This window comes from uncultured Coprobacter sp., assembly GCF_947855755.1.
Taxonomy (GTDB): Bacteria; Bacteroidota; Bacteroidia; order Bacteroidales; family Coprobacteraceae; genus Coprobacter.
This window is the reverse complement of sequence record NZ_CANUAR010000001.1, coordinates 78,085-102,228: the sequence shown is the minus strand read 5'-3', so window position 1 is coordinate 102,228 and position 24,144 is coordinate 78,085. Positions and strand designations below refer to the sequence as shown.

The window sequence follows — 24,144 nt, the reverse complement described above, 5'->3', positions numbered from 1 at the left end:
AAGTTATCCAGTTTATTCGAATCTTTCGTAATAGGCCCTTTCAAGTTGTTGCAAAGCACGGTTAAGAATAGCTCGTGGACATGCGATATTCATACGCATAAAACCTTCTCCTTCTTTTCCGAACATGCTTCCGTCATTCAGAGCGAGATGAGCTTTATCGACAAAAAATTCGACCAGATCTTTTTGTGACAGGTATAATTCTCTGCAATCTAAAAAAATTAAAAAAGAGGCCTGTGGAATTATAGCCTTTATACGGGGCATTTTTTCTTTTAGATACTGTTCGGTATAAATTACATTTTCTTGAAGGTATTCCAATACTTGTGATAACCACTCTTCTCCGTAGGTATAGGCCGCTTCTACACTCCTGAACGCGAATACATGTCCTTCGGTAAGATCGCTTCCTTCTGTGAATTTTTTGAATTTTTCTCGAAGGAACTCGTTTTTTATTATGCAAAATGAACTGGCGAGTCCTGCCATATTGAATGCTTTACTGGGCGACATGAAAACCAGCGAATTATCTGCGGCTTCTTTTGATACTGAGGCGAAAGGGATATGCTGATATGGCGGGAAGGTGAGATCTGCATGGATTTCGTCCGAAAAGACCAGTACGTTGTTTCGGGCACAGATTGAGGCGATCCGTTTCAACTCTTCCCTGCTCCACACCCGTCCGCCGGGATTGTGGGGGTTACAAAGAATAAAGGCTTTGCAGTCTTTTATCTGTTTTTCGAAATGTTCGAAATCGATCTGATATTGTCCGTCTTTTAAAATCAATGGACAAAATACGACCTCACGGTTTTCATTTTCCGTAACTAAAAAGAACGGGTGATAAACAGGAGGCATTACCAATATTTTATCTCTTGGTGAAGTAAAACATTTTATTGCGAAAGCAAGTCCGGGTACGATACCCGGAGTATAAGAAATCGATTTGCGTTCTATATCCCAATTATACCGTTTTTTCAACCAACCGATAATTGCCGAATAATAAGAATCTGGTTTGCTCGTGTAACCTAAAATCGGGTGTTGACATCGTTTTTGTAGTACCTCCATAATAAATGGAGGTGTAGCTAAGTCCATATCGGCAACCCAAAGAGGAATAAGATCATTTCTTCCCCATCGGATAAGCAACGCTTCTTGTTTTATAGCATCTGTATTGTTTCTGTCTATTATTGTATCAAAGTTGTATTTCATAATAAGTCGATTTTAATACAAAGTTTTGTTATTTTGATTATGTGAGAGGTTTATCTTCCGAATGAAAGCTTTTATACAAAACGTGTCGGCATAAACGATTCTCGGGAACTACATTCGGATGATCGAATTCTCCGATTTTTTGTAGTCCTATTTTTTGCATGATGCGTTCTGATCGTTTATTGATAGCAGCAGTGAAAGAGTATATCTCTTTAATATTTAAATTAATAAATCCATATCGAAGGCATGCTTTGGCAGCTTCTGTTGCATAACCTTGATTCCATGCATCTTTTATAAGTCTCCATCCGATTTCGATACAGGGGGTAAAGTTAGCAGGAAAACAAGCTTTATGCAATCCTGTATATCCGATAAACTTATGATCTGATTTTCTTTCTACGGCAAACAGTCCGTATTTCGCTTCATCGAGCTCTTTGCAAATACGTTGGTAGAAGTCTGTAGATTCTTTACTATCCAATGTTTTTGGGAAAAACTCCATTATCTCCGGATCTTGATTCATTTTAATGAAGATCGGCAAATCATTTAAATTCCATTCTCGTAATAAAAGCCTTTCTGTTTCTATGTATAGTTTCATAATTAATATCAGATAATTTACAAACTTACGTTTTATTTTGAAAAAACAGAGAAGTTTCTTTTATAAAAAAATAAGGAGTATGTCAAGAATAGGACTTATATCCTATTTAGACATACTCTTTACTCAGGCAGATCTGTTTAAGAAGATTAAGAACCTGTTTAGAGCCTGTTTAAATTTTCCGATAAAAAAAGTACTATCAGGTCATTTTTGCGTTCTCTTTCGGTCTGTCATCCCGTTTTCACTTGTCAGATAGCCCGCTATCATCCTCGTAAAAACAGAAAAACATACTCGGAAGAAATTCTCAAAACCGACCATAGTAAAATTTAAACAAGTTTTAGAGTCGGTTTTTATTTACTTTTTTCATGAACAGAGTCGATTCCTTGTTGTACTTTTTCTTTGACGGTGTCAGCAGCTTGTGTCGCTTTCTCTTTTACTATATTTGCTGCATGTTGGGCTTTTTCTTTCAATTCTTGAGTTTTTTCCTGAGCCTTTTCTTTTATTTTATCGGCAGATTTTTTTGTTTTAGCTGTGGCCACATTTGCGGCATCTTTAGTCTGTTCTTTTATTGCATAGACTTTTTGTTCCAGTTTTTCCATATTTGTTTACTATTTAGAAATTAATCGATATAAATACAATATGAAGTTTAAAAATGTTGATCCGGTTAAAGTAAATTATAGATCTTTCTGATTTACTTCGTTTATACCGGACAGACTCTAAGAGATTTATTCTTATATCTGTCTTTTAGAAATAGTCAACAAAATATCGGTTATGCTTGTTATCTGAAAGTGAAAAGAAAAATTATTTATTAAATAATCTGTGATATGGAGACAATCTTACATTTTTTTCGTACCTATCCGGAGATGGCTATATTTCTTACAATCGGCATTGGGTTCTGGTTGGGACAATTGAAATATAAATCTTTTTCTCTGGGGACGGTAACATCTGTGCTCTTAGTAGGTGTGGTAGTAGGACAAATGGATATTCCTATACCAGGACCAGTAAAATCGGTTTTCTTTTTATTGTTTCTTTTCTCTATTGGTTACAGTGTCGGTCCTCAGTTTTTTCAGTCATTGAAAAGCGATGGTATTCCTCAAGTCATATTTGCCTGTGTACTATGTATTCTCTGTTTGGGCGTGACTGTTATTATAGCCAAGATATTGGGTTATAATCCCGGAGAAACCATCGGATTGTTCGCCGGAGCTCAGACAATCTCTGCTGTAATCGGAGTCGGGACTGATACGATCGGGACATTGGGTGTTTCAGAGTCAGAAAAACAAGCTTGGTTGAATATTATTCCTGTTTGTTATGCAGTGACCTATATTTACGGAACAATCGGTTCTGCTTATATTTTGGGGACATTAGGACCTAAAATGCTGGGTGGGTTGGAAAAAGTAAAACAGAAAACCCGGGAACTTGAAGCTCAAATGAGAAAAGGTTCTATTGAAGATGATCCGGCTTTGATCGACGCCAATCGTCCGGTTGTTTTTCGAGCTTATTGTGCTTGTAGTGATTGGTTCGATACACAGAGAACAGTTGCCGATGTGGAGAAACAAATGCAAACTTTGGGACGGAGAATCTTTGTAGAAAGGGTTCGCTCTGCAGGGAAAATAGTAGACGCGACTCCTGATCAAATCATTCATAAAAGCGATGAGCTTGTTTTGAGCGGAAGACGGGAGACTGTTATAGAAGATGAAAGCTGGATCGGTGATGAAGTAAATGATCCTGAATTGTTGACATTTCCGGTTGAAGATATTTTTGTCATGCTTACTCAGAAAACGGCAAAAGGAAAAACGATAAGAGAATTGCGCCAACAGCCGTTCATGCATGGCATTATTATTAAGAAAGTAAAAAGAACAGGGGTTGAATTACCTATTTTAGCAAATACGAAGTTGCAAGCTGGGGATCTACTTGAGATTGTCGGTATGGCAAATGATATAAAGCAAGCTTCACCGAAATTGGGATACGTAGATCGTCCGACTAATAAAACAGACCTTATTTTTGTCGGTTTGGGAATATTGATCGGTGGTATTGTCGGAGCATTGACTATACGTTTAGGTGGTATTCCTATTAGTTTAAGTACCAGTGGCGGGGCTCTGATATCGGGTTTGTTTTTCGGATGGCTGAGAACCAAACATCCGACCTTTGGCCGTATTCCTGATCCAGCGGTATGGATTTTTAATAATCTCGGATTGAATATGTTTATTGCAGTAATCGGAATTACTGCCGGACCTACTTTTTTATCCGGAATAAAAGAAATGGGATTCATAATTTTCTTTGCGGGTATTTTGTCCACTTCCATACCGTTGATATTAGGAATATGGATCGGTGACAAGATATTTAAGTTCCATCCGGCCATTAATTTGGGATGTAATGCCGGTTCTCGTACTACGACAGCGGCTTTAGGTGCAATACAGGAGTCGATAGAGAGTACAGTCCCGGCTCTCGGATATACGGTAACGTATGCCGTCGGGAATACTTTATTGATTCTTTGGGGAGTGGTTATCGTATTGCTGATGTCGTAAATAATAAGTGTAGAATAATATTGATAATTTAAATTTGTAATATGGATTGTAAAGAAAAATTACCTTCGGCTTTAATGAAAGGATATAGCCGGAAGTTTGAAAAAGGACTTGAATCGATGAGTCCGTTCGAGATTAAGAATAAGTTAATAGAGTTTGCCGAAGAACATACTCGAAAAGCTTTTTGTTTATTTCTAAATGCCGGGCGAGGAAATCCTAACTGGATCGCGACAGTCCCTCGTGAAGCTTTCTTTTTATTAGGAAAATTCGGACTGGAAGAGTGTCGTCGGGTATTCGATCTCTCTGAAGGGATTGCAGGTATTCCTGTAGAGAAAGGTATTGCTAAACGTTTTGAAGATTTTATTCAGCAGCACAAGACTTTGCCGGGTGCTGATTTGTTGAACGAGACGTATCGTTATTTTGTCGATAAGAAAAAAGTCGATCCGGATTCGTTGATACACGAATGGGCTGAAGCGATTATCGGAGATCAGTATCCTGTACCTGATCGTATGTTGAAATACGCCGAAATGATTGTACACGATTATCTGTTACAGGAGATGTGTGATCGTCAGCCGGTAAATTTCAAATATGATCTGTTTGCTACGGAGGGAGGTACGGCAGCTATGTGTTATATTTTCGATTCTTTGCAAGAAAATCGTCTGCTGGACAAAGGTGATCGGGTCGCTCTTATGACACCCATATTTACCCCTTATATCGAAATTCCGGAACTTGATCGTTTTCAGTTTCAGGTGACTAAAATTCAGGCAAGTCAAATGACTGAAACAGGACTGCATACTTGGCAGTATCCTGATTCGGAGCTCGATAAATTGAAAGATAAATCGATAAAGGTTCTTTATATCGTCAATCCGAGTAATCCGCCCTCTTATACGTTAGACAAACGGTCTTTGGATAAGATCGTAGATATTGTCAAGAAAGATAATCCGCATCTGATGATTATTACGGATGATGTGTATGGGACATTTGTGCCGCATTTCAAATCTTTGATGTATGAATTACCATTGAATACATTGTGTGTATATTCTTTCTCTAAATATTTCGGAGCTACCGGATGGCGCTTGGCGGTAATAGCATTGAGCGAGAATAATATTTATGATGAGATGATTGCTGCGCTTCCGAAATCGGATATTGAAGATTTACATAAACGTTATGAATCTATAACTCTTAATCCGGAGAAGCTTAAATTTATAGATCGTATGGTAGCGGATAGCCGTATGGTGGCATTGAATCATACGGCAGGACTTTCTACTCCGCAGCAAATGCAGATGGCTTTTTTTGCAGCTTATGCTCTTTTTGATAAAGAAGACCGGTATAAGAAAAAGATGCAGAAAATAATTAAAGAGCGACTGGATGCCATGTGGGAAAATACAGGTTTCGAGCTTGTTCCTGATCCTTTGCGTGCCGGATATTATTCAGAAATAGATATTATGGTATGGGCGAAGAAATTATACGGAGATGAATTTGCTTGTTATCTCGAAGCTAATTATGACCCTCTTGATTTTGTAATTCATTTGGCGAAAGATACTTGTATAGTGTTGCTTAATGGTAGTGGTTTTGATGGCCCTGATTGGTCGATACGTGCATCTTTGGCCAATCTCGATAAAGATGATTATAAGAAGATCGGGAAAGGAGTACGGCTGATATTGGATGAATATGCTTTAGCATGGAAAAAGGCGAAAGGTGAATCGAAATGATTTTATGGAAAGAAGGGAGACGGAATTTTCGTCTCCTTTTTTATTATCTTTTTTGCTTATAATATTTTGTTTTCAGTTTTTGAAATTCCGGACATTCTTTGATATCTTTTAGCCAGATGTTGAGACTGTCGAGAAGTAAAGGCGATGTGAGTCGTAAAGCCCAAGAGCGGAATTGTGTAAAACTTATATCGGTGCTGAAATCGATTTCCGGATAATGCTTACTCATTTCTCGGGCAATTGTTTCGTCGCATACGGCAAATTCGATTTCACCTTTGGCGACCATAATAATTAATTGTTCGTCACCGTATGTGTTTTCTTCATTGACATAAATCGTATCGCCTATTTCATGTGCTAAATTCATAATCCGCAAACGGGTAGGAGCGTCACTGATAATGTTCAGATGTTTTTGAGCCAGATCAAGTTGATTTCGTATAGGATCTTTCCCATTATTATATTCGGCTTTTCTTTGTACTAATACTTGTTTGTTGAGTAGGATAGGATCGGTGAATAGAAAGTTTTCTTTACTGTCCGTAGTGACAGGAATAGGACGGCCGATAATATCGTAGCGGTTTTTCTCGAGACCTTCTACGCTTTTGCTTAAACTGACTTCGGGATATACTTTTACATGCAGACCGCTCCGCTTGGCAATCAGTTGAGATAATTCATAATCAAATCCCGATATGGTGTCATCAGATATGTAGTAATTTATCGGAGTATAGTCTGTTACAATCCGTAGTGTGTCTTGCTTGATTTCCGGAATATCTCTCGGAGTATATGACGGAACGAGTATTTTGGTACGTATCATGTACATAATGAAAAGTACCATAACCAACAGAACGATATAGAGAATAAACCGTGTTTTGTATTTCATATATTCTTTTTTTGTCTCTATAAAGGTTTAATTTGCAAAATCGACTGAGACTCCGAATTGTAGTGTTGCAGGGTTTATTGGGTAATGCAACATAGAAAAATAGTTGTTTCCGCCGAACATTCCTTGATTGAAATTCGAGTATAAAACGTAAAAACGCACCATTTTCAATTTCATGTTTGCATAAACATTCATCATCGGATAATTACCTATTTTAAATTCTCTTTGGTTATAAAACGATAGAGTTGCCGGTTGGTATCCTTCTGCATAATATTCGGTGTGATACCGACAATCTACGCCTATTTGGGTATTCAGTACCTTCGCTATTGGAAAAGATAAATACAGATTTCCGTATGCGCTGAGGTCGGGAAGGGGAATGATAGAAGGTTTACTCGATTTTTGATAAACTGCTTCGAGATCTAAATTGAGAATACCGACTTTGAATGATTGGTTTAGTTTGGCACTGAAAATTTGCATGATCGAACTTTCTTGACGAGGCATACAGTTTTCATCGAAATAGACATAGTTTTGGACGTTTTCTACACCGACGTTCAATCGAGTGCCCCAACGTTCTACTTCAAATTCTCCTCCGACTCGAAAATTCCTGATTTTATTAAAGTCGTTGTTCCATATAAAATGGTTAGAGACGTAGTGTTTATAATAGAATGCTGGTTCGAGATTTTTGAAAAATCCGTAAGCGCGTAATTGCACCGTGTCTTTAAATAAGGGAAAGCGAGTCTGTATTTCTCCATTCACGTCAAACGATCCTACTTCCGGACCGGTTAATCCCAATCTTCCGTTTACAGTATAGGTCAGTATTTTCCCTTGCCGTTTCGAAACTTCAGCGCCTATCCATAATAAATTTTCAGTGTAATATCGGCTTGATGATCGTCTTATAAATGTTACGGGTTCTCCGAGTACCGGTGTTTCAGGTGCGAAAGCGAAGGCTGAAGGAACAGTATCCGGCATTAGCTTAAATTGGCGAATTTCGTATGTCATATAAGCCGCCAATCCCATTTTTGCATATTTGTTGAAGCCTTCGAGCAGAGAAATTCCCAATGTATTTTTGAGAGACCAATAAGAAGTTGTGTCGTTCGATCCGTTTTTATTGAAATAAGTATTTTTGAAAAATTTTTGATCTTCGTCTGCCGAGAGGTTGACAAAACGACGGAAATTTCGATTGTATTCTATTGTATGAATAAAACTGGTGACAGGCACAAATGTCTCTATTGTTGTCGTATCTTTTGTCTCTGTTTTATAAAAACCTACATTATAACGTTGTGTGGCATAATAATTTTGTCCTCTCACACGGTTGTATGCATCGCTTAGGTTGATCGGAATACTTTGTGAATCGATACCCGTTCCTCCATCCATTTCGGTAGGATGAAGGATGTAGTTGTCGTCAGCAAGCCCTCCGTTTTCTTGACATACAAAATTGTATGTGTTGAACATTACTTGTAGTTGATATTTTTCTCCGATATAATTAGATGAAAGTTGCCAAGAAAGCTCGTTTGTTGCCTGATGATCATAACTTCCCCGAGAATAGAGATATTGAATATTAGCCCCGAATCCTAATCTGGCATTTACATTTCCTGAAAAGACGGCTTTTAGGTCGTCTTGTTTTTTCACTTTAGAACCCCCTGTAAGGTAGGATAAAAGTGTCATGGGAATGCGGGTGTTATAAAAGTCGAAATTTTCAGGGGTTGTTATCCATGGATAAAAAGGAGCTTTAAATATGAACTGAGGCATCTGCGGGCGATCGAAAAATATTTTTGAATATCCCGGACCTCCTAAATTTCCGGTATAACCGTAAGCAGTCGAATATGAAGAGGGTTGGTCGGTCTGATAAAAATTGAGTTGAAGCGTGTCCATCGGTACACGATACCTGTTGCCCAACGGTTGTGTATTGCGCCATGCATACGGTTCTGCAATAACCGGCTTTTTCTTGGCAAATACCGAGAAAATACAGCAGATACCGATAATAAAAAGTACCGAAATTCTTTTCATACGGCTGCAAAGATAAAATTAAAAAATCAGAATTAAAGGTGTCGGGCTTATAAAAAGGCTTTCGTAAAGAGAGGGTTGATTAGGTTTTGATAATCTTTAACGTGTATAAATCAATCTAAACGGCATTTATTCTTGTTATACATGCAGCTTGAGAGCCTATCTGAGTTTTGCTCGGGTCGGGTTTGAAAGTTTCTTTCGAGGATGTTTTGTCGTTTTTGCGAGGGAAGATAGTGGGCTATCTGATGAATGAAAACGGGATGACAGACCTGAAGAATACACAAAGATAACCTGATAACATTTTCTTATCAGAGAATTTAGACAGGCTTTAAGCGTTTCGAATTAATATGGTAAATCAATAAAAGTAAAGATTATGGAACTTACGACTTTTAATTTTTGGGGAAAGACCAAATATTGGTGGGGAATAATGCTGGTAGGAATCTTGTTGATACCTGCCGGTTTATGGCTACTATTTCAACCTGTTATAGGATATGCTGTCATTTCGATGTTGTTGGGATGGGGACTGATCCTTTTCGGTGTTGTTCAGTTAACTGTTTCGGGAGATATAGAAAAACGAGGACAAGGATGGGGCTGGTGGCTGGCAGGAGGAATATTCGATATATTTATCGGGTTCTTACTAATCAGCAATTTGGCATTGAGCGAACTGACTCTTCCTTATTTTTTCGCTTTTATATTTTTGTTTAAGGGACTTAGCAATATTATTTCTGCATTTTCTATGACATCGTCTTATAAATATTGGTGGCTGTATTTGATTAACGGAATTATCATGCTTTTGATCTCATTCTTGTTTTTCTTTACACCTTTTACTGCAGCTTACAGTATCGTATTTCTCTGTTCATTTGTTTTTGTTTATTGGGGAGTGGCATTGATTATCTTCTCTTATGACGTAAAGCCGGACAAGACAATAGAACAGCCTAAGTAATCAGGCCAATTGTGTTTTATATATTTCCTATTTTCTTTATCGATAAGGCATGTTTTGCGTGAGCAAAGCATGCCTTTTAATGTATTTTATAGGGTAAATTATTCATTATTAAGTATTCTTTGACCGGTATAAATCTTATCTTTGCTTCGGGATGCAGCGAAATATTCGAATTGTTGCATCTTTACAATAAGATGATGCTTGTTCTTATATTTATTCGTTGATGTATAGACATTTGAATAAAATATAATATATGGTAAAGTGTGACAGTATAGTTAAACTTTTGCCGACAGGACAAGTCAAAATAGAAATTATTATAGGGAGGACATTGCAATGAAAATAAAAAGATTATCGTCTGTCCTGATATTTTTAGGATTATCGATTGTTGCTTTCGGGCAAAAATATATTCCCGAAGACGATTTATATTATCAGCCGAAAGATAAAAATCCGATTGTAGAAAAAAAGAAACAGGAAAAATCGACTTCGACTTATCAACAGCCGGTAGCGACGACAACGACGACTACTACAACAGTTACGACAACTACTGCTCAATCTGATTATGATCGGGAAGTCGATGCATATAATCGCCGTTATTCTCTGGAGGCCACTGATACGATTCCGTCTATTACTCTTGATGAGTTTACCCGAATGACTCAGGAGAATGAGCAGGATGTGGATGATGACGATACCGGATATTATCTTAACGGTTTTGAGGGTACTCAAAGTGACCTCGAATATGCCGAACGGATACGCCGTTTTCACAACCCGAAATTTACCATACATATTTCTGATCCTGCTTATACAGATATATATTTCTTGAATCCTACGGATTGGAATGTATATATTGATAATTCGTATGCATTTGTGACACCGACATGGACCAATCCATGGTATTGGAATTATATGTGGGCGCCTTACAGTTATTCGAGTTTGTCTTGGCGCTGGAATTTCGGGTTCGGTTCATGGGGATTCTCATGGGGATATGGTTATCCGGGATGGGGCTACAATCCTTATTGGGGTTGGGCAGGACCATGGTATCCGCATTGGGGCTGGGCAGGTCATCACCATTATCCCGGCTATTATCCGGGACATCGTCCGGGATGGAATAACGGGCGGGATATTCGTTATTCGAATGGGGGACGCACGACTTATGGAAATTATGGTTCTTCAAATCGTTACAGTGGGGGAAGAAGTACGGTAAATACTCGTCCGTCTTCTACAGGAAACAAATATACTCCAGGGTCTTCTTCTTCAAGTAAGCAACCTATAATGAGAGAAACCAATTCGAATCGTGGACGTACTCGTATCGGTACATCAAGTGGTAATTCTACGTATAGCCGTCCTTCAGGAACAACCAATCGCCGGTCAACTTATACTCCGGGATCTTCTTCAGGACGTACTTCCGGCTCTTCATCGCGAGTACGGAACAGTAGCGGAGGACGCAGCACATATACTCCATCAAGCAGCCAGAGGCGGGAATCGGGGAGTAGTTATAGCCCGTCCACATCTCGCAGTAGCGGATCGAGCGGTAGTGTTGGTCGTAGTAGCGGAGGTTCCCGTGGGCGTACGAGATAAAAAGATAAATTTAAGATAATATTCGATAATGAAATAGTGTAATGAAAGCCCATAATCATTGTGAATGAGAATTCGAGGAGTGATGTGGGCTTCCGTTTTTTATATCAGAAATATTTATGAAAATGAAACGGTCAATTTGTATTATGGCGATAACGATGTGTGGCGCAACTTCGCTATTCGCACAAGGCAGTATGAATGCTTATAATTATTCTCGTACCGATATAAAAGGTACAGCCCGTTATATGGGAATGGGAGGGGCTTTTGGAGCTTTAGGCGGTGATATATCGACGTTGTCGCAAAATCCGGCGGGTATCGGAGTGTATAGAAGTAATGAAATCGTTACGACTTTGGGTATAACCGGAGTTTCTGCAGAAACAAAAACTTCTGTAAATGTGAATAATAATCTGACAAAATTTGCTTTTGATAATGTCGGTATAATAGGAACTTTTAATACCGGAAAAGATTTGGGAATGGTCTCTTATAATTTCGGGTTTGCGTATAATCGTCGTAATTCTTATGATCAGACATATCGGGTACAGTATAGCAATCTTCGTTCCTCTGTCACGAATTATATTGCCGATAAATCTTTCGGAATTTTGGAGAACGATTTGGCCGGAGCTAATGTGCAAAGCGGGGATGCTTATGATATAAACGGTCTTCCTTGGTTGAGTATTTTAGGATATGAGTCGTTGCTGATGTCTCCTCAGGAAAATCCGGAGGGAGGCTATTATGATGACAGCTACGAAGGTTTGTTCGGGACAAAAGCCTCCGGATCGGGATCGCTTTATGTCAGGGAAAGAGGTCGGACAAACGAATATACGTTCAATTTCGGGGGAAATGTGTCGAATGTAGTTTATTTCGGAATAGGGCTCGGTATAATGGATCTGGATTATGAAATGATTTCTTCTCATGATGAAAATTTATCCAATACATCAGGATTTGTTCCTATATATGAGGAGGAAGATGATGATAATGGTCAGGTTTATAATTATCCGATAACGAGCAGTAATTTCTCTTTATGGAATCGTTTGAAAACGGAAGGTACGGGTTTCAATGTCAAACTCGGATTAATAGCTCGTGTTACCGATTATTGGCGATTAGGATTGGCGTTTCACACTCCGACCTACTATTCGATGAGCGATTATTATATGGCGAGTGTGGACAATAGATATACTTATTTAAAAAATAATAGTAATGAATTGCGTAATGATATTACCGATAGCCCGGAAGGCCGTTATGATTATAGTTTGGTTACTCCGTGGAAATTTATGGCGAGTACGGCATTTATAATCGGGAAAAAGGGTATTGTCAGTTTTGATTATGAATATACGGCGTATGACAAAATGAGTTTGAGCGAAACTGACGGATTGGAAATGAATGATGTCAATGATGATATTTCTTCTTATTTTAAAGCCGGACATACATTCCGGGTAGGGGGAGAATATCGCATTACTCCTCAGTTAAGTGCTCGTTTGGGATATGCCAACCAGTTATCTCCTATGAAAGTGAGTACAGGAGATGAATTGAATATCGCGGGTATGGCTCCTCACTATACGCTTGATCGGGGTACGCAATATTATACTTGTGGTTTGGGTTATCGGTTCGGAATTTTTTATGCAGATATGGCTTATATTCATAAAAACGCAAAAAGCGATGTTTTAGCGTTTTCTCCGATTCCGAGTACGGGCCTGACTTCGGAAGTAGCTACTTTGCATGCTAAAAATAATTCGTTTATATTGACTCTCGGTTTTAAGTTCTGATAAGAAACTGAATCTTTTTATCGGAAAATTTAGACAGGCTCTTAAAGGTTTATTGAATGAGAATGTAATATTTTTTATGCCCGGCTTGTTCGGGCATTCTTTTGTTAAACAGATCGAATGAAAGATTTTATAGAAAAAATCAGAAAAGTATATCCTCTTTCGGATGAAGCTTTGTCCTTGTTTATTGCAGAAACAGAACGAGTATCTTTTCCGAAAGGTCATTTGTTGATACGAAGCGATGTTAAAGAAAAATATTCTTATTTCATTATAAAGGGATATGCACGGGGATTTTTTTATAAAGAAGATCGGGATGTGACTATTTGGTTTGCTTCGTCAGGGATGTCGTTATTATCGATGAATGGTTATATGTTCGGTTCTGCAGGATACGAAAATATCGAATTACTTGAAAGTTGTGACTTGTTGAAAATATCGAATGATGCTCTTAACCGACTTTTCGACTGCAATATCGAATTGGCCAATTGGGGGAGAAGAATGTCTGACCAAATAATTTTAGAATTGGAAAAATTGATTATGGAACGTTGTTTTATTTCGGCTTCCGAACGATATCATCTGTTGATAGAACAAGAACCGGAAATTTTACAAAAAGTGCCGCTCAGACACATTGCTTCTTATTTAGGTATTTCTCAGGTATCTTTGAGCCGGATACGTGCCGGTGTACAATGAGTATCCTATTCTTTTTTTACATATGTAAATTGATAATTGTTTTATTATTCCCAATTTTGCGCCTCGAAAAATACTATACTTAAAAAATAGAGAATAAATGAAACAATTCAGAGGTATATTTTTGGCGATATTGTCTTCTTCTACATTCGGAATGATTCCGTTTTTTGCTTTACCGGTGATACGAGAGGGTGTGGGTATCGATTCTATATTGTTTTATCGTTTTGCCATATCGGCGATTCTGGTGGGGCTTTATTTATTATTTGTAAAAACCGATTTTCGTATTACGATCAAGGAGCTTGTTACATTATTTTTTCTTGGAGTTTTTTATGCCCTTACCTCTTTATGCCTGACGGCATCTTATTTGTATATTCCCAGCAGCGTTGCAACCACTGTACATTTTTTGTATCCGGTGTTAGTGACGACTATTATGATATTATTTTTCAAGAGTAAGGTATCTTTGCCTGTCGTTACGGCGGCGGTGATGGCGATTGCCGGAGTCTATTTTTTAAGTGGAGGCAAGAACGGAGGAGTCATTAATGTAAGGGGATTGGCATTGGTTTTAGTAACGGTGCTCACTTATGCGATATATATTGTCGGTGTAAATAAGTCTTGTGTTCGAAAAATGGACGGGTTAAAGATGACTTTTTATGTTTTATTTTCATCGGCACTTATTTTTGGAGGAAATCTTTTGATAAAGGGAAACGGTTTAGATGCAATTCCGTCTTATAAAGCAGGCATAAACTTATTCTTACTTGCACTGATCCCGACTCTTATTTCTGATTTTACCTTGATTTTAGCAATTAAGCAAGTCGGGTCTACTATTACTGCTATCTTGGGTTGTATGGAGCCTCTTACCGCTTTATTCTTGGGTGTATGTTTTTTAAATGAGACTCTTGATGGGGAACAGTTGATCGGTATCTTTGTTATTTTATCGGCAGTGTTTATTATTATATCCGAGAATAGGATAAATAGTGATTTTGTAAAACGGTTTATTCCCGTATTTTTGTTTAACCGTTCTAAATAAATATAAATAATCTATGATGCAATTAATTCGAATTACTGATCCTGATGATGCTTTTTTGAAAAGACTCATTACTTTATATGAGGAATCTTTTCCGTTGGAAGAAAGGCGTCCGGTAGAACAATTGAGACGTTTGATAAAATCTGCCGACTCGATGCATTTTAATGCTGTCGTTTTGGATGGAGAATTATGCGGACTTTTTGTGTTTTGGGATTTCGAAACGTTCTATTATCTGGAACATTTTGCCATATATCCTCATTTAAGGAATAAGAAAATCGGACAGCAGGTTTTAGATTATGTGGCGAGGAATCTTCCGGGATTGAGGTTGCTTGAAGTAGAGCCCGCGATTGATGATGAAATCGCTATACGACGTGTGGAATATTATCGCAGAAATGGATATAAGGTTCTTGAAAAAGAATATACGCAACCTTCTTATCATAAGCGAGAAGATGCATGTCCGTTATGGATTATGGGGAACGAGAATTCTGACTCTTTACCGCAGTATATAGAGCGAATTAAAGATGAAGTCTATCGCCGGAATATATCGGAATAATAATAGTTTATAAAAAAATCACCGGAAAGAATAAATTGTATTCCGGTGATTCTTTTTATTGAAAAATTCAGACAGGAGCTTAACCCGATTTTAGAAGATCGCACCTTTGGTACTCGGTAACTCATAATGAAATATATCTCGTCGTATAGCCATTTTTAAAGCACGAGCCAGAGCTTTGAATATTCCTTCTATTTTATGGTGTTCATTGTCTCCTTCGGCTTTGATGTTGAGATTCATTCGGGCGGCATCGCTGAATGATTTAAAGAAATGGAGGAACATTTCCGTAGGCATATCTCCGATTTTTTCTCTTTTAAATTCTGCGTTCCATACTAACCATGCTCGTCCTCCAAAATCCAATGCGACAGAACAGAGACAGTCATCCATCGGCAAGTAATAACCATAACGCTCTATACCTCTTTTATCTCCTAAAGCTTTACCGATAGCTTCACCAAGAGCGATACCTGTATCTTCGATCGTATGATGTTCATCGACATTCAGGTCTCCTTTGACCTGAACTGTCAGGTCTATTCCCGAATGTTTTCCGATCTGATCGAGCATATGATCGAAAAATCCGAGTCCGGTAGAGATATTACATTTACCGTTACCGTCTAAATTGATCACTACACGTATGTCGGTTTCAGAAGTTTTACGTATTATTTCTGCACGTCTTTCTCCGGCAAAAAGGAATTCTGTGATTTTATCCCAATCGTGGGTGACCAATACGCAGGTTTGATCGAGCCCGTTATCCATTATTTCTTGTGATCCTTGTTCTTCATTTTTTAAAAATATTCCCCGGCAACCCATATTCTTTGCAAGCTGCATATCTGTGATGCGATCTCCTATGACAAAAGATTGATCCATGTCATAACTTCCGTCAAGATATTTTTTTAACATCCCGGTTCCGGGTTTTCGAGTAGGGAGATTTTCTTCAGGGAAAGAACGGTCTATTAAAATATTATCGAAAGTCACTCCCTCATTCTCGAAAGCACGTATGACTTTATTTTGTGCAGGCCAGAAAGTATCTTCCGGAAAAGAATCTGTCCCTAAACCGTCTTGATTACTTACCATAACCAGTTCGAAATCGAGTTTTTCTTTAATGAAATGCAGGTTGCGAAATACTTTCGGAATAAATTCTAATTTTTCAAGACTATCCAGTTGATAATCGACAGGCGGCTCTACCACGAGAGTTCCGTCTCGATCTATGAATAAGGCTTTTTTTATAGAGTTCATAACGTTACTTTTTTTAATGCGTCGATCAATGCCTTGTTTTCTTCGGGTGTACCTACTGTAATACGGAGGCAGTTTTCGCATAAGGTGATTTTGTTGCGGTTACGGACGATGATCCCTTTTGCGACCAAATAATCATATAAGGCTTGAGCGTTCCGGGTTTTTGCCAGTAAGAAATTTGCATCGCTTGGATATATGTGCAGTATGACCGGAAGTGCGGATAACTCTTTTTGAAGGTTTTCTCTTTCTGAGACAAGTTCTTTTACCCATGCCTGTATTTCTCCGTTTCGTTTCAGTAACTCCAAAGCGTGTTCCTGTGTCAATCGGTTAATATTGTAAGGATATTTTATTTTGTTGAATATCTGAATAATATTTTTTGATGCAAAAGCCATTCCTAAGCGTATTCCCGCGCTTCCCCATGCTTTAGAAAAAGTTTGCAATACCACCAAGTTAGGGTATTGGTCGAGTTTTTCTAAAAGAGAAGGATAAGCGGAGAAATCTATATAGGCCTCATCGACAATAACAATACCTTGGAAATTATTTAATATATACCGGATTTTTTCAAAGGAAAACGAATTCCCCGAAGGATTATTCGGAGAGCATAGAAATAGCAATTTACTGTTAGAGTCGGCTTCTGCCAGAAGTTTGTCCGGTTCGAAATCGAAATCGTTGTTGAGTCGGACAGGGCGGTATTCCACATTATTGATGTCGGCGCAAACTTTGTACATTCCGTAGGTCGGATCGATAGCGATAACGTTATCCACACCCGGCTCACAGAAAGCCCGGTATAAAAGATCGATCGGCTCGTCGCTTCCTACGCCGAGAAAAATAGACTCTATGTTTACCCCTTTTAAGTCGGCGATTTTTTCTTTAACTTTCCATTGCAAGGGATCAGGATAGCGGTTATACGGAGTATTATACGGGTTTTCGTTGGCATCGAGAAAAACAGATGCTTCGCCTTTAAATTCATCTCGTGCCGAGGAGTAAGGCTTGAGCCTCCATATATTGGGTCGAACCAGTTTTTCTAATTCTTTCATGTCGTGTTTATTATTGGTTTATTTTTGCGAGTCTTACCGATACGGCGTTTTTATGAGCGTCGAGCATTTCATTGGCGGCCATTGTTTCTATGGTGTTTCCGAGATTCTGCAGCCCTTTTCGGCTGATTTCCTGAAATGTTATCTTTCGTATAAAGCTGTCCAGATTTACTCCGCTGTAAGCTTTTGCATATCCGCTTGTCGGTAAGGTATGATTTGTTCCCGAAGCATAGTCTCCGGCACTTTCGGGAGTATATGGTCCGAGAAAGACAGATCCTGCATTGATGACCCTCTCTCCCAATTCTCGATAGTTACTGCTTTGAATGATGAGATGTTCAGGAGCATATTTATTGGTAAGGTCGATGACTTCATCCCAGTTATTTAATAATACGAGACGGCTGTGTTCTAATGATTTTTGAGCCAGATCTTTTCTGGGAAGCTGTTCGAGTTGACGTTCGATCTCTTGTTTTACGTTTTCGATCACCGATTTTTCGGTAGTGAGCAATATCGATTGACTGTCTGCACCGTGTTCGGCTTGTGATAAAAAGTCCGAAGCCACAAATTCAGGAAAAGAAGAGCTGTCCGCAATAACTTCGACTTCTGATGGTCCGGCAGGCATATCTATTGCTACATCTTTCAGGCTCACGATCTGTTTTGCTGCGGTTACGTATTGGTTTCCGGGACCGAATATTTTATAAACTTTGGGAACACTTTCCGTGCCGTATGCCATTGCCCCGATTGCTTGAACGCCTCCTAATTTGAAAACTCTATCGACTCCGGCGGAGCGGGCAGCAAAGAGAATTGCCGGGTGGATGTTTCCGTTTGCGTTACACGGGCTGCACATGATGATCTCACGGCAGCCGGCGATGCGAGCCGGTACGGCAAGCATTAGTACCGTAGAGAACAAAGGTGCTGTACCTCCCGGAATATAAAGTCCGACTCGTTCTATGCCTATTGCTTTTTGCCAGCATGTTACACCTTCTGTCGTTTCTATTTTTTGAGGTATTATAGCCTGTGAAGCATGGAATTTAGCTATATTTTTTTTTGCGGTCAAAATTGCTTCTTTCAACTCTTCGTCAAGCAGATTTTCGGCTTCGGCGAATTCGTTTTCCTGAACTTCCAGTTCTGACAATCTGACTCCTTGAAATTGTTCTGTGTATGAACGCACCGAACAATCTCCGTTTTCCCGGATTTCGTTTAATATGTTTCTAACCTTTTCATGCAAGGCTAAAGTATCCAGATGAGGACGTTCTGTGATTTTGCTCCATTCGTCTCGAGAAGGATATTCGATGATTTCCATTTTATAATACCATTTTTTCGATGTTCAGTACCAATATACCTTCAGCTCCGGCAGTTTTTAGTTTATTGATGATTTCCCAAAAACGTTTTTCTTCAAGAACCGTATGCACCGAACTCCAACCCTCTTTTGCGAGAGGCATGATGGTGGGGCTTTTGATTCCTGGCAAAACCTCAAGTATTTTATCTAAAGAGTTATTGGGGACATTCATTAAGATATATTTTTTATCTTCTGCAGCTTGAACAGCATTTATACGGAATATCAGTTCATCAAGTATTTCGAGCTTTTCATCCGTCAGATTATTGTTGGCAATGAGTATAGCCTCTGATTCTACAACGACCTCGACTTCTTTCAGCCGGTTACTGACAAGGGTACTTCCTGAACTGACAATATCGAAAATCGCGTCGGCGAGACCTATTCCCGGAGCTATTTCTACCGATCCAGTAATGACGTGTATATCTGCATTTATGCAGTTGTCTTTTAGAAATTTATTTAAGATTACCGGGTAAGACGTTGCAATTTTACGTCCCGAAAACCATTCTAAACCTTGATATTCTTCATCTTTAGGGATTGCGAGAGAAAGCCTGCATTTGCTAAATCCCAGATTTTTAACGATGCGAGCTTGCTTTTCTTTTTCCATAAATTCGTTTTTACCCACTATTCCTATATCGGCAACGCCGGAAGCGACCGAATCAGGAATATCATCGTCTCTCAGAAAAAGAATTTCTACGGGAAAATTCCGGGCGGGAATCAATAAAGTCCGTTTAGCTGAAGATAATTTGATTCCGGCTTCCATGAGAAGTCCCATTGTGTCTTCATATAAACGACCTTTTGATTGAACAGCAATGCGTAACATGATAAATTGTTTTTATAAGTTTATAAATTAATTTTGTTCCGGACATAAAAAAAGGCTTACCCGATTGGCAAGCCTTCTATTTATATTTCTTTTTTACAATACAATTACAGCTCACCTCATTTGAGTTAAGAATGATGATGACCGTGATGTAAAGTAATATTTGTCATAAGTATTTTATTTTGACATTGCAAATGTACACTAAATATTATTATTTGCAAATAATATGGCGATTTTTCTTTTTGAATGTTTCTGAAAAAATGTCGAAACCGATAATTCGTTATTTATTTTTCTCTTTTGACAGAGGAATGAAAGCTCCGAGAACGATACCGAATATTCCATAAGCGATAAGCATGCCGATTGTGTCTAATATAAGGTTGGGAATAAGTATATTATCTACTGCTATATATAGTCCTATTTCCAATAATATGGCTATTACGATCCCGTATATCAATCCTCTTATCCAGTCGTTTTTTGCCCAGCTTAGTATTTTGATAAAGAAAAGACTGTATATGAATGCCAATATCCAGCCTGTAATTAATTGCAGGAAGAAAGCCCCTAAAATTGAATTGTCGGCTATTGACGATAAAAATATAGGAGAAATATAATTAAATGAGCCGCTGATATTTTCGATGAAAGAGACCAGTAATAAAGCAAGGGTTGCAAAGAATCCTCCTATGATAGGTTCTTGTATTTTTTTCATGTTGTTATAATTTTGCGGTTTGAGATAAGGATACGAACCGTATTCTGTGTACTGTTTGTTCGTTCAAGTGTCTTCTCAACAAACCGGATGATTTGTTGATTAAACACATTTTACGGTCATTTTGTTTTTGTGTATTTATTTTTCGGAACGAAAAAACATTTAAAATTCGGAGAATTTTTCGTTGCAATTGAATGGAAATAGGGGAGAAATAAATAATCTAAGAGCCTGTCTGAATTTTACTCGGGTCAGGTTTTGGAATTTCTTTCCGCTTTGTTTTCCTGTTTCTGTATATCATGTAATTCGACATTCTTTATCGAAACTGAAAGACGCTCTCAAAAGATTCTCAAAAAATGTCTGTACGAAATTAGGGCAGGCTCTTACTTTTCTTCTTTTATTTCTTCAAACTCGACATATTCGCCGTCTGTTTTGTCGAATATTTTTTCTCTTCTTTTTTGGTAAGTGTACCATTTCGTTGAACTGCGTCCGTCCTGCCGATTGCCGGAGTTTCTTGTCGTATCGGAGTTACGTCGTGTATTTCCGAAAAGGACACGTATTATCGTACCGATAAAACCTAATCCTAAAATAAGGATAAAGATGAATATAAATAGGAGACTATAGATAAAAATCATAATTGAGAATATTTTGTGTGCATCGATTATATTTTAACAAAAACCGTTCCGTTTTTGTTTTCACAGTTTTATATTAATAACTGATAAAACGATGTAAAGTACAATAGCTGCGGCAAATCCGCCGAATCCGAATAATGTAATAAAAACTATTGCTCCTAATAAAAGAATATACCGTATGTAGTTGTTGTGTAATGAAAAGTCTTTGAATTTTAGAGAAAACATTGGCAATTCGGAGACTAATAAATAGGAAAAAATTAGAATCAAACAACCTAATACATAAATATTGAATCCGTTTTCAAGTCCCCAGAAGCAGACTCCGATCCAGAAAAGCGCATCAGCCGGAACCGGTAATCCGATGAAAGACGTAGTTTGACGTGTATCGATATTAAATTTGGCCAGTCTCAGACCGGAGAAAACCGGTATTAAGAATGTCAAATAAGGAAAGTATGTTTGAATAAACATCGGATGTTCGGTAGTAATTAATTGTTGGGTAAAAGAAAATATCAATATGCCGGGAGCCATGCCGAAACTAATTAGGTCTGCTAAAGAATCCAACTCTTTTCCCATAGGAGAATAGGCATTTAATAAACGGGCGGCAAATCCGTCCATAAAGTCGAACAGTGCAGCCAAACAGATAAATAGAGCCGATATTTCGAAGTCTGTTTTAAATGCGAAAAGACAAGCAAAACATCCTGATAGTAAATTCAGACATGTAATTGTATTGGGTATGTGGGCTATAATTTTTTTCATAATGATGTCGTTTAGGCATTGTCTTCTCCTATTTTTCGACAAAGCTATAATTTGGCGATTTGAGTTATATTCCCTGTCGTTTTGTCATTTAATTTGACAAGAACCTCTGTTCCTAAAGGGAGAAATACATCTACTCGGGAACCGAATTTTATGAAACCCATGTGTTCGTTTATATGACATTTATCTCCGACCTCAGCATAGGTGACAATGCGCCGTGCCATAGCTCCGGCAATTTGACGCATAAGAATTTCTTCACCTTTATCTGTTTTGATAACTACCGTAGAACGTTCGTTTTCTGTACTTGATTTGGGAAGATATGCTGCCATAAAACGTCCGTTTTGGTGGCTGACATGAGTTACCGTTCCGTTTACCGGAAACCAGTTGGCATGTACGTTGAATATACTCATAAAAATAGATACCTGAATTCTTTTATCATGGAAATATTCATTTTCCATCACTTCTTCTACGGCTACGATTGTACCGTCGGCAGGGGCTACGATGCTGTTTTCCATATCTCCCTTATAGTGTCTTTTAGGAGATCTGAAAAAATTGAGTACCAATAAAAAAAATATGATCGAAATTACAAGAAAAGGAATAGAAACATAATGTATGTTTATAAAATAGTGAATGAGGCTATTCAGTATCAGTAAGATAATACATAATATAATAAGTATGTTTCGTCCTTCCTGATGTATTTTCATTTTCATAATATCGCAACGTAAAAATTTATCATGCAAAAGTAATGACATTTTATGGAATAGCAAAAGAACTCTTTTAAAATCTTATAGACTGTTTAAGAGCCTGTCTTGATTTTCTGATAAATTTTATCTTCAAGGCTTGTTTAAATTTTTCATTGAGGAATATTATCGAGTTATCTTTGCGTTTTTTCCGGACTGTTTCCCCATTTTCGTTCATTAGGTAGACCGCTATCTTCTTTATAAAAACAGAAAGACATCTTCTAAAGAAATTCTTAAATCAGACCCGAGCAAAATTCAGACAGGCTCTCAGACTTTTTCAATATCTTTTCTGAATTTATGAAATATACCCTGTAAAATATTACCGAATGTCTATCTTTGTAACTTAAAATAAAAAGAATGCTTACATGAGACAAACTCGTAACAATAGAAAAAGCAATAAAGGACATGATCAGGCAAGTTCGATAAAGACATATTCGGTGCAGGAAGGTCCTGTCAAGTTATTAGACTATCTGTTTATGTTGTTTCCTGAAAAGAGTAAGACCACCGTAAAATCTCTTTTGTCCCATCGTCAGGTTGCAATAAATAATATTCCTACGACACAATTCGATGATCTTTTGCATCCCGGTGATGAATTAGCGATAAATTTTGAAAGGGGATTCAGAATATTTAAACATACTCGTCTACGCATTGTGTATGAAGACGAATTTTTGATTGTCATAGATAAGGGATACGGGCTTCTTTCGATGTCGACAGATCGTATTAAGGAAAAAACAGCCTATCATATACTTAGTGATTATGTGAAAGCAGATAACCCTGCCGGCAGAATATTCATTATCCATCGGCTCGACCGAGATACTTCCGGGTTGATGATGTTTGCCAAAAGTCAACAAATTCAGGAAACTATGCAACGGTCTTGGAATAATATGGTGCTGGATCGACGTTATGTTGCAGTTGTGGAAGGTGCTTTCGATAAAGATAAAGGAGAGGTATCTTCTTATCTTGCCGAAAATGCCGCTTATGAGGTTTATTCTACTCAGAATAAAGAAGAAGGGCAATATGCGCTTACCCGTTATGAGGTGCTCAAAAGCAATGGAAAATTTTCTTTAGTAGAATTGCAATTGGCCACCGGACGGAAAAATCAGATTCGGGTACACATGAAAGATCTGGGGCACAGTATCATCGGAGATAAAAAATACGGAGCTACATGTAATCCTTTAGGGCGTTTGGCTCTTCATGCTTCTCGTTTGAGGTTCGTTCATCCCGTAACGAGAAGAGACATGTTTTTTGAAACGCCGATTCCCGCTAAATTCAGGTATATTGTAAAAGACCGATGAAAAAGATCCGGGTAAGAGGCTCGTTTTGAGAATACTTTTCGTTCGCTACTTTTTAATAACACAAATAATCTTATTAACTTTGCGTACTTTTTTATTAAAGTACGGTTTTATGGTCATTTGTTTTTATTATTTTATGACGTTGAGAAAATAAATTATATAAGCAGCAAGGTGAATTTTCTTTACCTGACCAGTAAAATTTGTAACCT

Annotated in this window: 22 protein-coding genes; 9 read left to right on the top strand and 13 right to left on the bottom strand. The window is 38.0% G+C overall.

Annotated features, from left to right (window positions below):
• Positions 1-12 precede the first annotated feature (12 nt).
• From Q0093_RS00355 to Q0093_RS00345, 3 genes are all read right to left on the bottom strand, one after another.
• Positions 13-1,188: a MalY/PatB family protein gene (locus Q0093_RS00355; protein ID WP_297927950.1), complete on the bottom strand. Its 1,176-nt coding sequence runs from the start codon at positions 1,186-1,188 to the stop codon at positions 13-15.
• Positions 1,189-1,225: 37 nt separating this feature from the next.
• Positions 1,226-1,777, bottom strand: coding sequence for a GNAT family N-acetyltransferase (locus Q0093_RS00350; RefSeq protein ID WP_297927948.1), 552 nt, complete (start codon positions 1,775-1,777; stop codon positions 1,226-1,228).
• 347 nt (positions 1,778-2,124) lie between these two features.
• Complete coding sequence (locus Q0093_RS00345; RefSeq protein ID WP_297304340.1) at positions 2,125-2,373, bottom strand: YtxH domain-containing protein; 249 nt, start codon at positions 2,371-2,373, stop codon at positions 2,125-2,127.
• 225 nt (positions 2,374-2,598) lie between these two features.
• Here Q0093_RS00345 and aspT point away from each other — a divergent pair, with 225 nt between their 5' ends.
• On the top strand, positions 2,599-4,299 hold the full coding sequence (gene aspT / locus Q0093_RS00340; protein WP_297304339.1) for an aspartate-alanine antiporter: 1,701 nt from the start codon (positions 2,599-2,601) through the stop codon (positions 4,297-4,299).
• Between the two features lie 41 nt (positions 4,300-4,340).
• Complete coding sequence (locus Q0093_RS00335) at positions 4,341-6,008, top strand: bifunctional aspartate transaminase/aspartate 4-decarboxylase (RefSeq protein ID WP_297927946.1); 1,668 nt, start codon at positions 4,341-4,343, stop codon at positions 6,006-6,008.
• A gap of 43 nt (positions 6,009-6,051) precedes the next feature.
• On the opposite strand, the gene Q0093_RS00330 is transcribed toward Q0093_RS00335, so the two are convergent.
• The gene (locus tag Q0093_RS00330; protein ID WP_297927944.1) at positions 6,052-6,879 is read right to left on the bottom strand and encodes a transporter substrate-binding domain-containing protein; all 828 of its coding nucleotides are present in this window, start codon (positions 6,877-6,879) and stop codon (positions 6,052-6,054) included.
• A 27-nt stretch (positions 6,880-6,906) separates the two neighbouring features.
• Positions 6,907-8,883 (bottom strand): putative porin, encoded by a 1,977-nt coding sequence (locus Q0093_RS00325; protein WP_297304335.1) that lies wholly within the window; start codon positions 8,881-8,883, stop codon positions 6,907-6,909.
• 370 nt (positions 8,884-9,253) lie between these two features.
• Here Q0093_RS00325 and Q0093_RS00320 point away from each other — a divergent pair, with 370 nt between their 5' ends.
• The 6 genes from Q0093_RS00320 (at position 9,254) to Q0093_RS00295 (ending at position 15,413) form a co-directional block, all read left to right on the top strand.
• Positions 9,254-9,823, top strand: coding sequence for an HdeD family acid-resistance protein (locus Q0093_RS00320; protein WP_297304334.1), 570 nt, complete (start codon positions 9,254-9,256; stop codon positions 9,821-9,823).
• Between the two features lie 330 nt (positions 9,824-10,153).
• Positions 10,154-11,395 (top strand): hypothetical protein, encoded by a 1,242-nt coding sequence (locus Q0093_RS00315; RefSeq protein ID WP_297927942.1) that lies wholly within the window; start codon positions 10,154-10,156, stop codon positions 11,393-11,395.
• A 122-nt stretch (positions 11,396-11,517) separates the two neighbouring features.
• Positions 11,518-13,155, top strand: coding sequence for an OmpP1/FadL family transporter (locus Q0093_RS00310; RefSeq protein WP_297927940.1), 1,638 nt, complete (start codon positions 11,518-11,520; stop codon positions 13,153-13,155).
• 117 nt (positions 13,156-13,272) lie between these two features.
• Positions 13,273-13,839, top strand: coding sequence for a Crp/Fnr family transcriptional regulator (locus tag Q0093_RS00305; RefSeq protein WP_297927938.1), 567 nt, complete (start codon positions 13,273-13,275; stop codon positions 13,837-13,839).
• A gap of 97 nt (positions 13,840-13,936) precedes the next feature.
• Positions 13,937-14,863 carry an EamA family transporter gene (locus Q0093_RS00300; protein WP_297927936.1) on the top strand — a complete coding sequence of 309 codons (927 nt, stop codon included), beginning with the start codon at positions 13,937-13,939 and terminating at the stop codon, positions 14,861-14,863.
• Between the two features lie 13 nt (positions 14,864-14,876).
• Positions 14,877-15,413 (top strand): GNAT family N-acetyltransferase, encoded by a 537-nt coding sequence (locus Q0093_RS00295; RefSeq protein ID WP_297927934.1) that lies wholly within the window; start codon positions 14,877-14,879, stop codon positions 15,411-15,413.
• A 90-nt stretch (positions 15,414-15,503) separates the two neighbouring features.
• Here Q0093_RS00295 and hisB read toward each other — a convergent pair whose 3' ends face one another.
• The 8 genes from hisB to Q0093_RS00255 all read right to left on the bottom strand — a co-directional run bounded on the left by hisB (position 15,504) and on the right by Q0093_RS00255 (position 22,607).
• Entirely contained in the window at positions 15,504-16,643 is a 1,140-nt protein-coding gene (gene hisB, locus Q0093_RS00290; RefSeq protein ID WP_297927933.1) for a bifunctional histidinol-phosphatase/imidazoleglycerol-phosphate dehydratase HisB, read from the bottom strand.
• On the bottom strand, positions 16,640-17,677 hold the full coding sequence (gene hisC / locus Q0093_RS00285; RefSeq protein WP_297927931.1) for a histidinol-phosphate transaminase: 1,038 nt from the start codon (positions 17,675-17,677) through the stop codon (positions 16,640-16,642). The genes hisB and hisC overlap by 4 nt, the downstream gene beginning before the upstream one ends.
• Positions 17,678-17,687: 10 nt before the next feature.
• Positions 17,688-18,974 carry a histidinol dehydrogenase gene (gene hisD / locus Q0093_RS00280; protein ID WP_297927929.1) on the bottom strand — a complete coding sequence of 429 codons (1,287 nt, stop codon included), beginning with the start codon at positions 18,972-18,974 and terminating at the stop codon, positions 17,688-17,690.
• Between the two features lies 1 nt (position 18,975).
• Positions 18,976-19,827, bottom strand: coding sequence for an ATP phosphoribosyltransferase (gene hisG, locus Q0093_RS00275; RefSeq protein ID WP_297927927.1), 852 nt, complete (start codon positions 19,825-19,827; stop codon positions 18,976-18,978).
• Between the two features lie 277 nt (positions 19,828-20,104).
• Positions 20,105-20,527 (bottom strand): DUF6789 family protein, encoded by a 423-nt coding sequence (locus Q0093_RS00270; RefSeq protein ID WP_297304319.1) that lies wholly within the window; start codon positions 20,525-20,527, stop codon positions 20,105-20,107.
• Positions 20,528-20,904: 377 nt separating this feature from the next.
• Positions 20,905-21,156, bottom strand: a complete 252-nt coding sequence (locus Q0093_RS00265) for a DUF4834 family protein (protein WP_297304317.1) — start codon at positions 21,154-21,156, stop codon at positions 20,905-20,907.
• 60 nt (positions 21,157-21,216) lie between these two features.
• Complete coding sequence (gene pssA / locus Q0093_RS00260) at positions 21,217-21,906, bottom strand: CDP-diacylglycerol--serine O-phosphatidyltransferase (RefSeq protein ID WP_297927925.1); 690 nt, start codon at positions 21,904-21,906, stop codon at positions 21,217-21,219.
• A 44-nt stretch (positions 21,907-21,950) separates the two neighbouring features.
• Positions 21,951-22,607, bottom strand: a complete 657-nt coding sequence (locus tag Q0093_RS00255; RefSeq protein ID WP_297928223.1) for a phosphatidylserine decarboxylase family protein — start codon at positions 22,605-22,607, stop codon at positions 21,951-21,953.
• Between the two features lie 401 nt (positions 22,608-23,008).
• Between Q0093_RS00255 and Q0093_RS00250 the strand changes: the two genes are divergently transcribed.
• Positions 23,009-23,938, top strand: a complete 930-nt coding sequence (locus tag Q0093_RS00250; protein ID WP_297927923.1) for an RluA family pseudouridine synthase — start codon at positions 23,009-23,011, stop codon at positions 23,936-23,938.
• The last annotated feature ends 206 nt before the right edge of the window (positions 23,939-24,144 follow it).

Bases quoted from the DNA above. Each gene is read 5' to 3' on its own strand.
- Q0093_RS00355 (WP_297927950.1), bottom strand. From the start codon at position 1,188: ATGAAATACAACTTTGATACAATAATAGACAGAAACAATACAGATGCT.
- Q0093_RS00350 (WP_297927948.1), bottom strand. From the start codon at position 1,777: ATGAAACTATACATAGAAACAGAAAGGCTTTTATTACGAGAATGGAAT.
- Q0093_RS00345 (WP_297304340.1), bottom strand. From the start codon at position 2,373: ATGGAAAAACTGGAACAAAAAGTCTATGCAATAAAAGAACAGACTAAA.
- aspT (WP_297304339.1), top strand. From the start codon at position 2,599: ATGGAGACAATCTTACATTTTTTTCGTACCTATCCGGAGATGGCTATA.
- Q0093_RS00335 (WP_297927946.1), top strand. From the start codon at position 4,341: ATGGATTGTAAAGAAAAATTACCTTCGGCTTTAATGAAAGGATATAGC.
- Q0093_RS00330 (WP_297927944.1), bottom strand. From the start codon at position 6,879: ATGAAATACAAAACACGGTTTATTCTCTATATCGTTCTGTTGGTTATG.
- Q0093_RS00325 (WP_297304335.1), bottom strand. From the start codon at position 8,883: ATGAAAAGAATTTCGGTACTTTTTATTATCGGTATCTGCTGTATTTTC.
- Q0093_RS00320 (WP_297304334.1), top strand. From the start codon at position 9,254: ATGGAACTTACGACTTTTAATTTTTGGGGAAAGACCAAATATTGGTGG.
- Q0093_RS00315 (WP_297927942.1), top strand. From the start codon at position 10,154: ATGAAAATAAAAAGATTATCGTCTGTCCTGATATTTTTAGGATTATCG.
- Q0093_RS00310 (WP_297927940.1), top strand. From the start codon at position 11,518: ATGAAACGGTCAATTTGTATTATGGCGATAACGATGTGTGGCGCAACT.
- Q0093_RS00305 (WP_297927938.1), top strand. From the start codon at position 13,273: ATGAAAGATTTTATAGAAAAAATCAGAAAAGTATATCCTCTTTCGGAT.
- Q0093_RS00300 (WP_297927936.1), top strand. From the start codon at position 13,937: ATGAAACAATTCAGAGGTATATTTTTGGCGATATTGTCTTCTTCTACA.
- Q0093_RS00295 (WP_297927934.1), top strand. From the start codon at position 14,877: ATGATGCAATTAATTCGAATTACTGATCCTGATGATGCTTTTTTGAAA.
- hisB (WP_297927933.1), bottom strand. From the start codon at position 16,643: ATGAACTCTATAAAAAAAGCCTTATTCATAGATCGAGACGGAACTCTC.
- hisC (WP_297927931.1), bottom strand. From the start codon at position 17,677: ATGAAAGAATTAGAAAAACTGGTTCGACCCAATATATGGAGGCTCAAG.
- hisD (WP_297927929.1), bottom strand. From the start codon at position 18,974: ATGGAAATCATCGAATATCCTTCTCGAGACGAATGGAGCAAAATCACA.
- hisG (WP_297927927.1), bottom strand. From the start codon at position 19,827: ATGTTACGCATTGCTGTTCAATCAAAAGGTCGTTTATATGAAGACACA.
- Q0093_RS00270 (WP_297304319.1), bottom strand. From the start codon at position 20,527: ATGAAAAAAATACAAGAACCTATCATAGGAGGATTCTTTGCAACCCTT.
- Q0093_RS00265 (WP_297304317.1), bottom strand. From the start codon at position 21,156: ATGATTTTTATCTATAGTCTCCTATTTATATTCATCTTTATCCTTATT.
- pssA (WP_297927925.1), bottom strand. From the start codon at position 21,906: ATGAAAAAAATTATAGCCCACATACCCAATACAATTACATGTCTGAAT.
- Q0093_RS00255 (WP_297928223.1), bottom strand. From the start codon at position 22,607: ATGAAAATACATCAGGAAGGACGAAACATACTTATTATATTATGTATT.
- Q0093_RS00250 (WP_297927923.1), top strand. From the start codon at position 23,009: ATGAGACAAACTCGTAACAATAGAAAAAGCAATAAAGGACATGATCAG.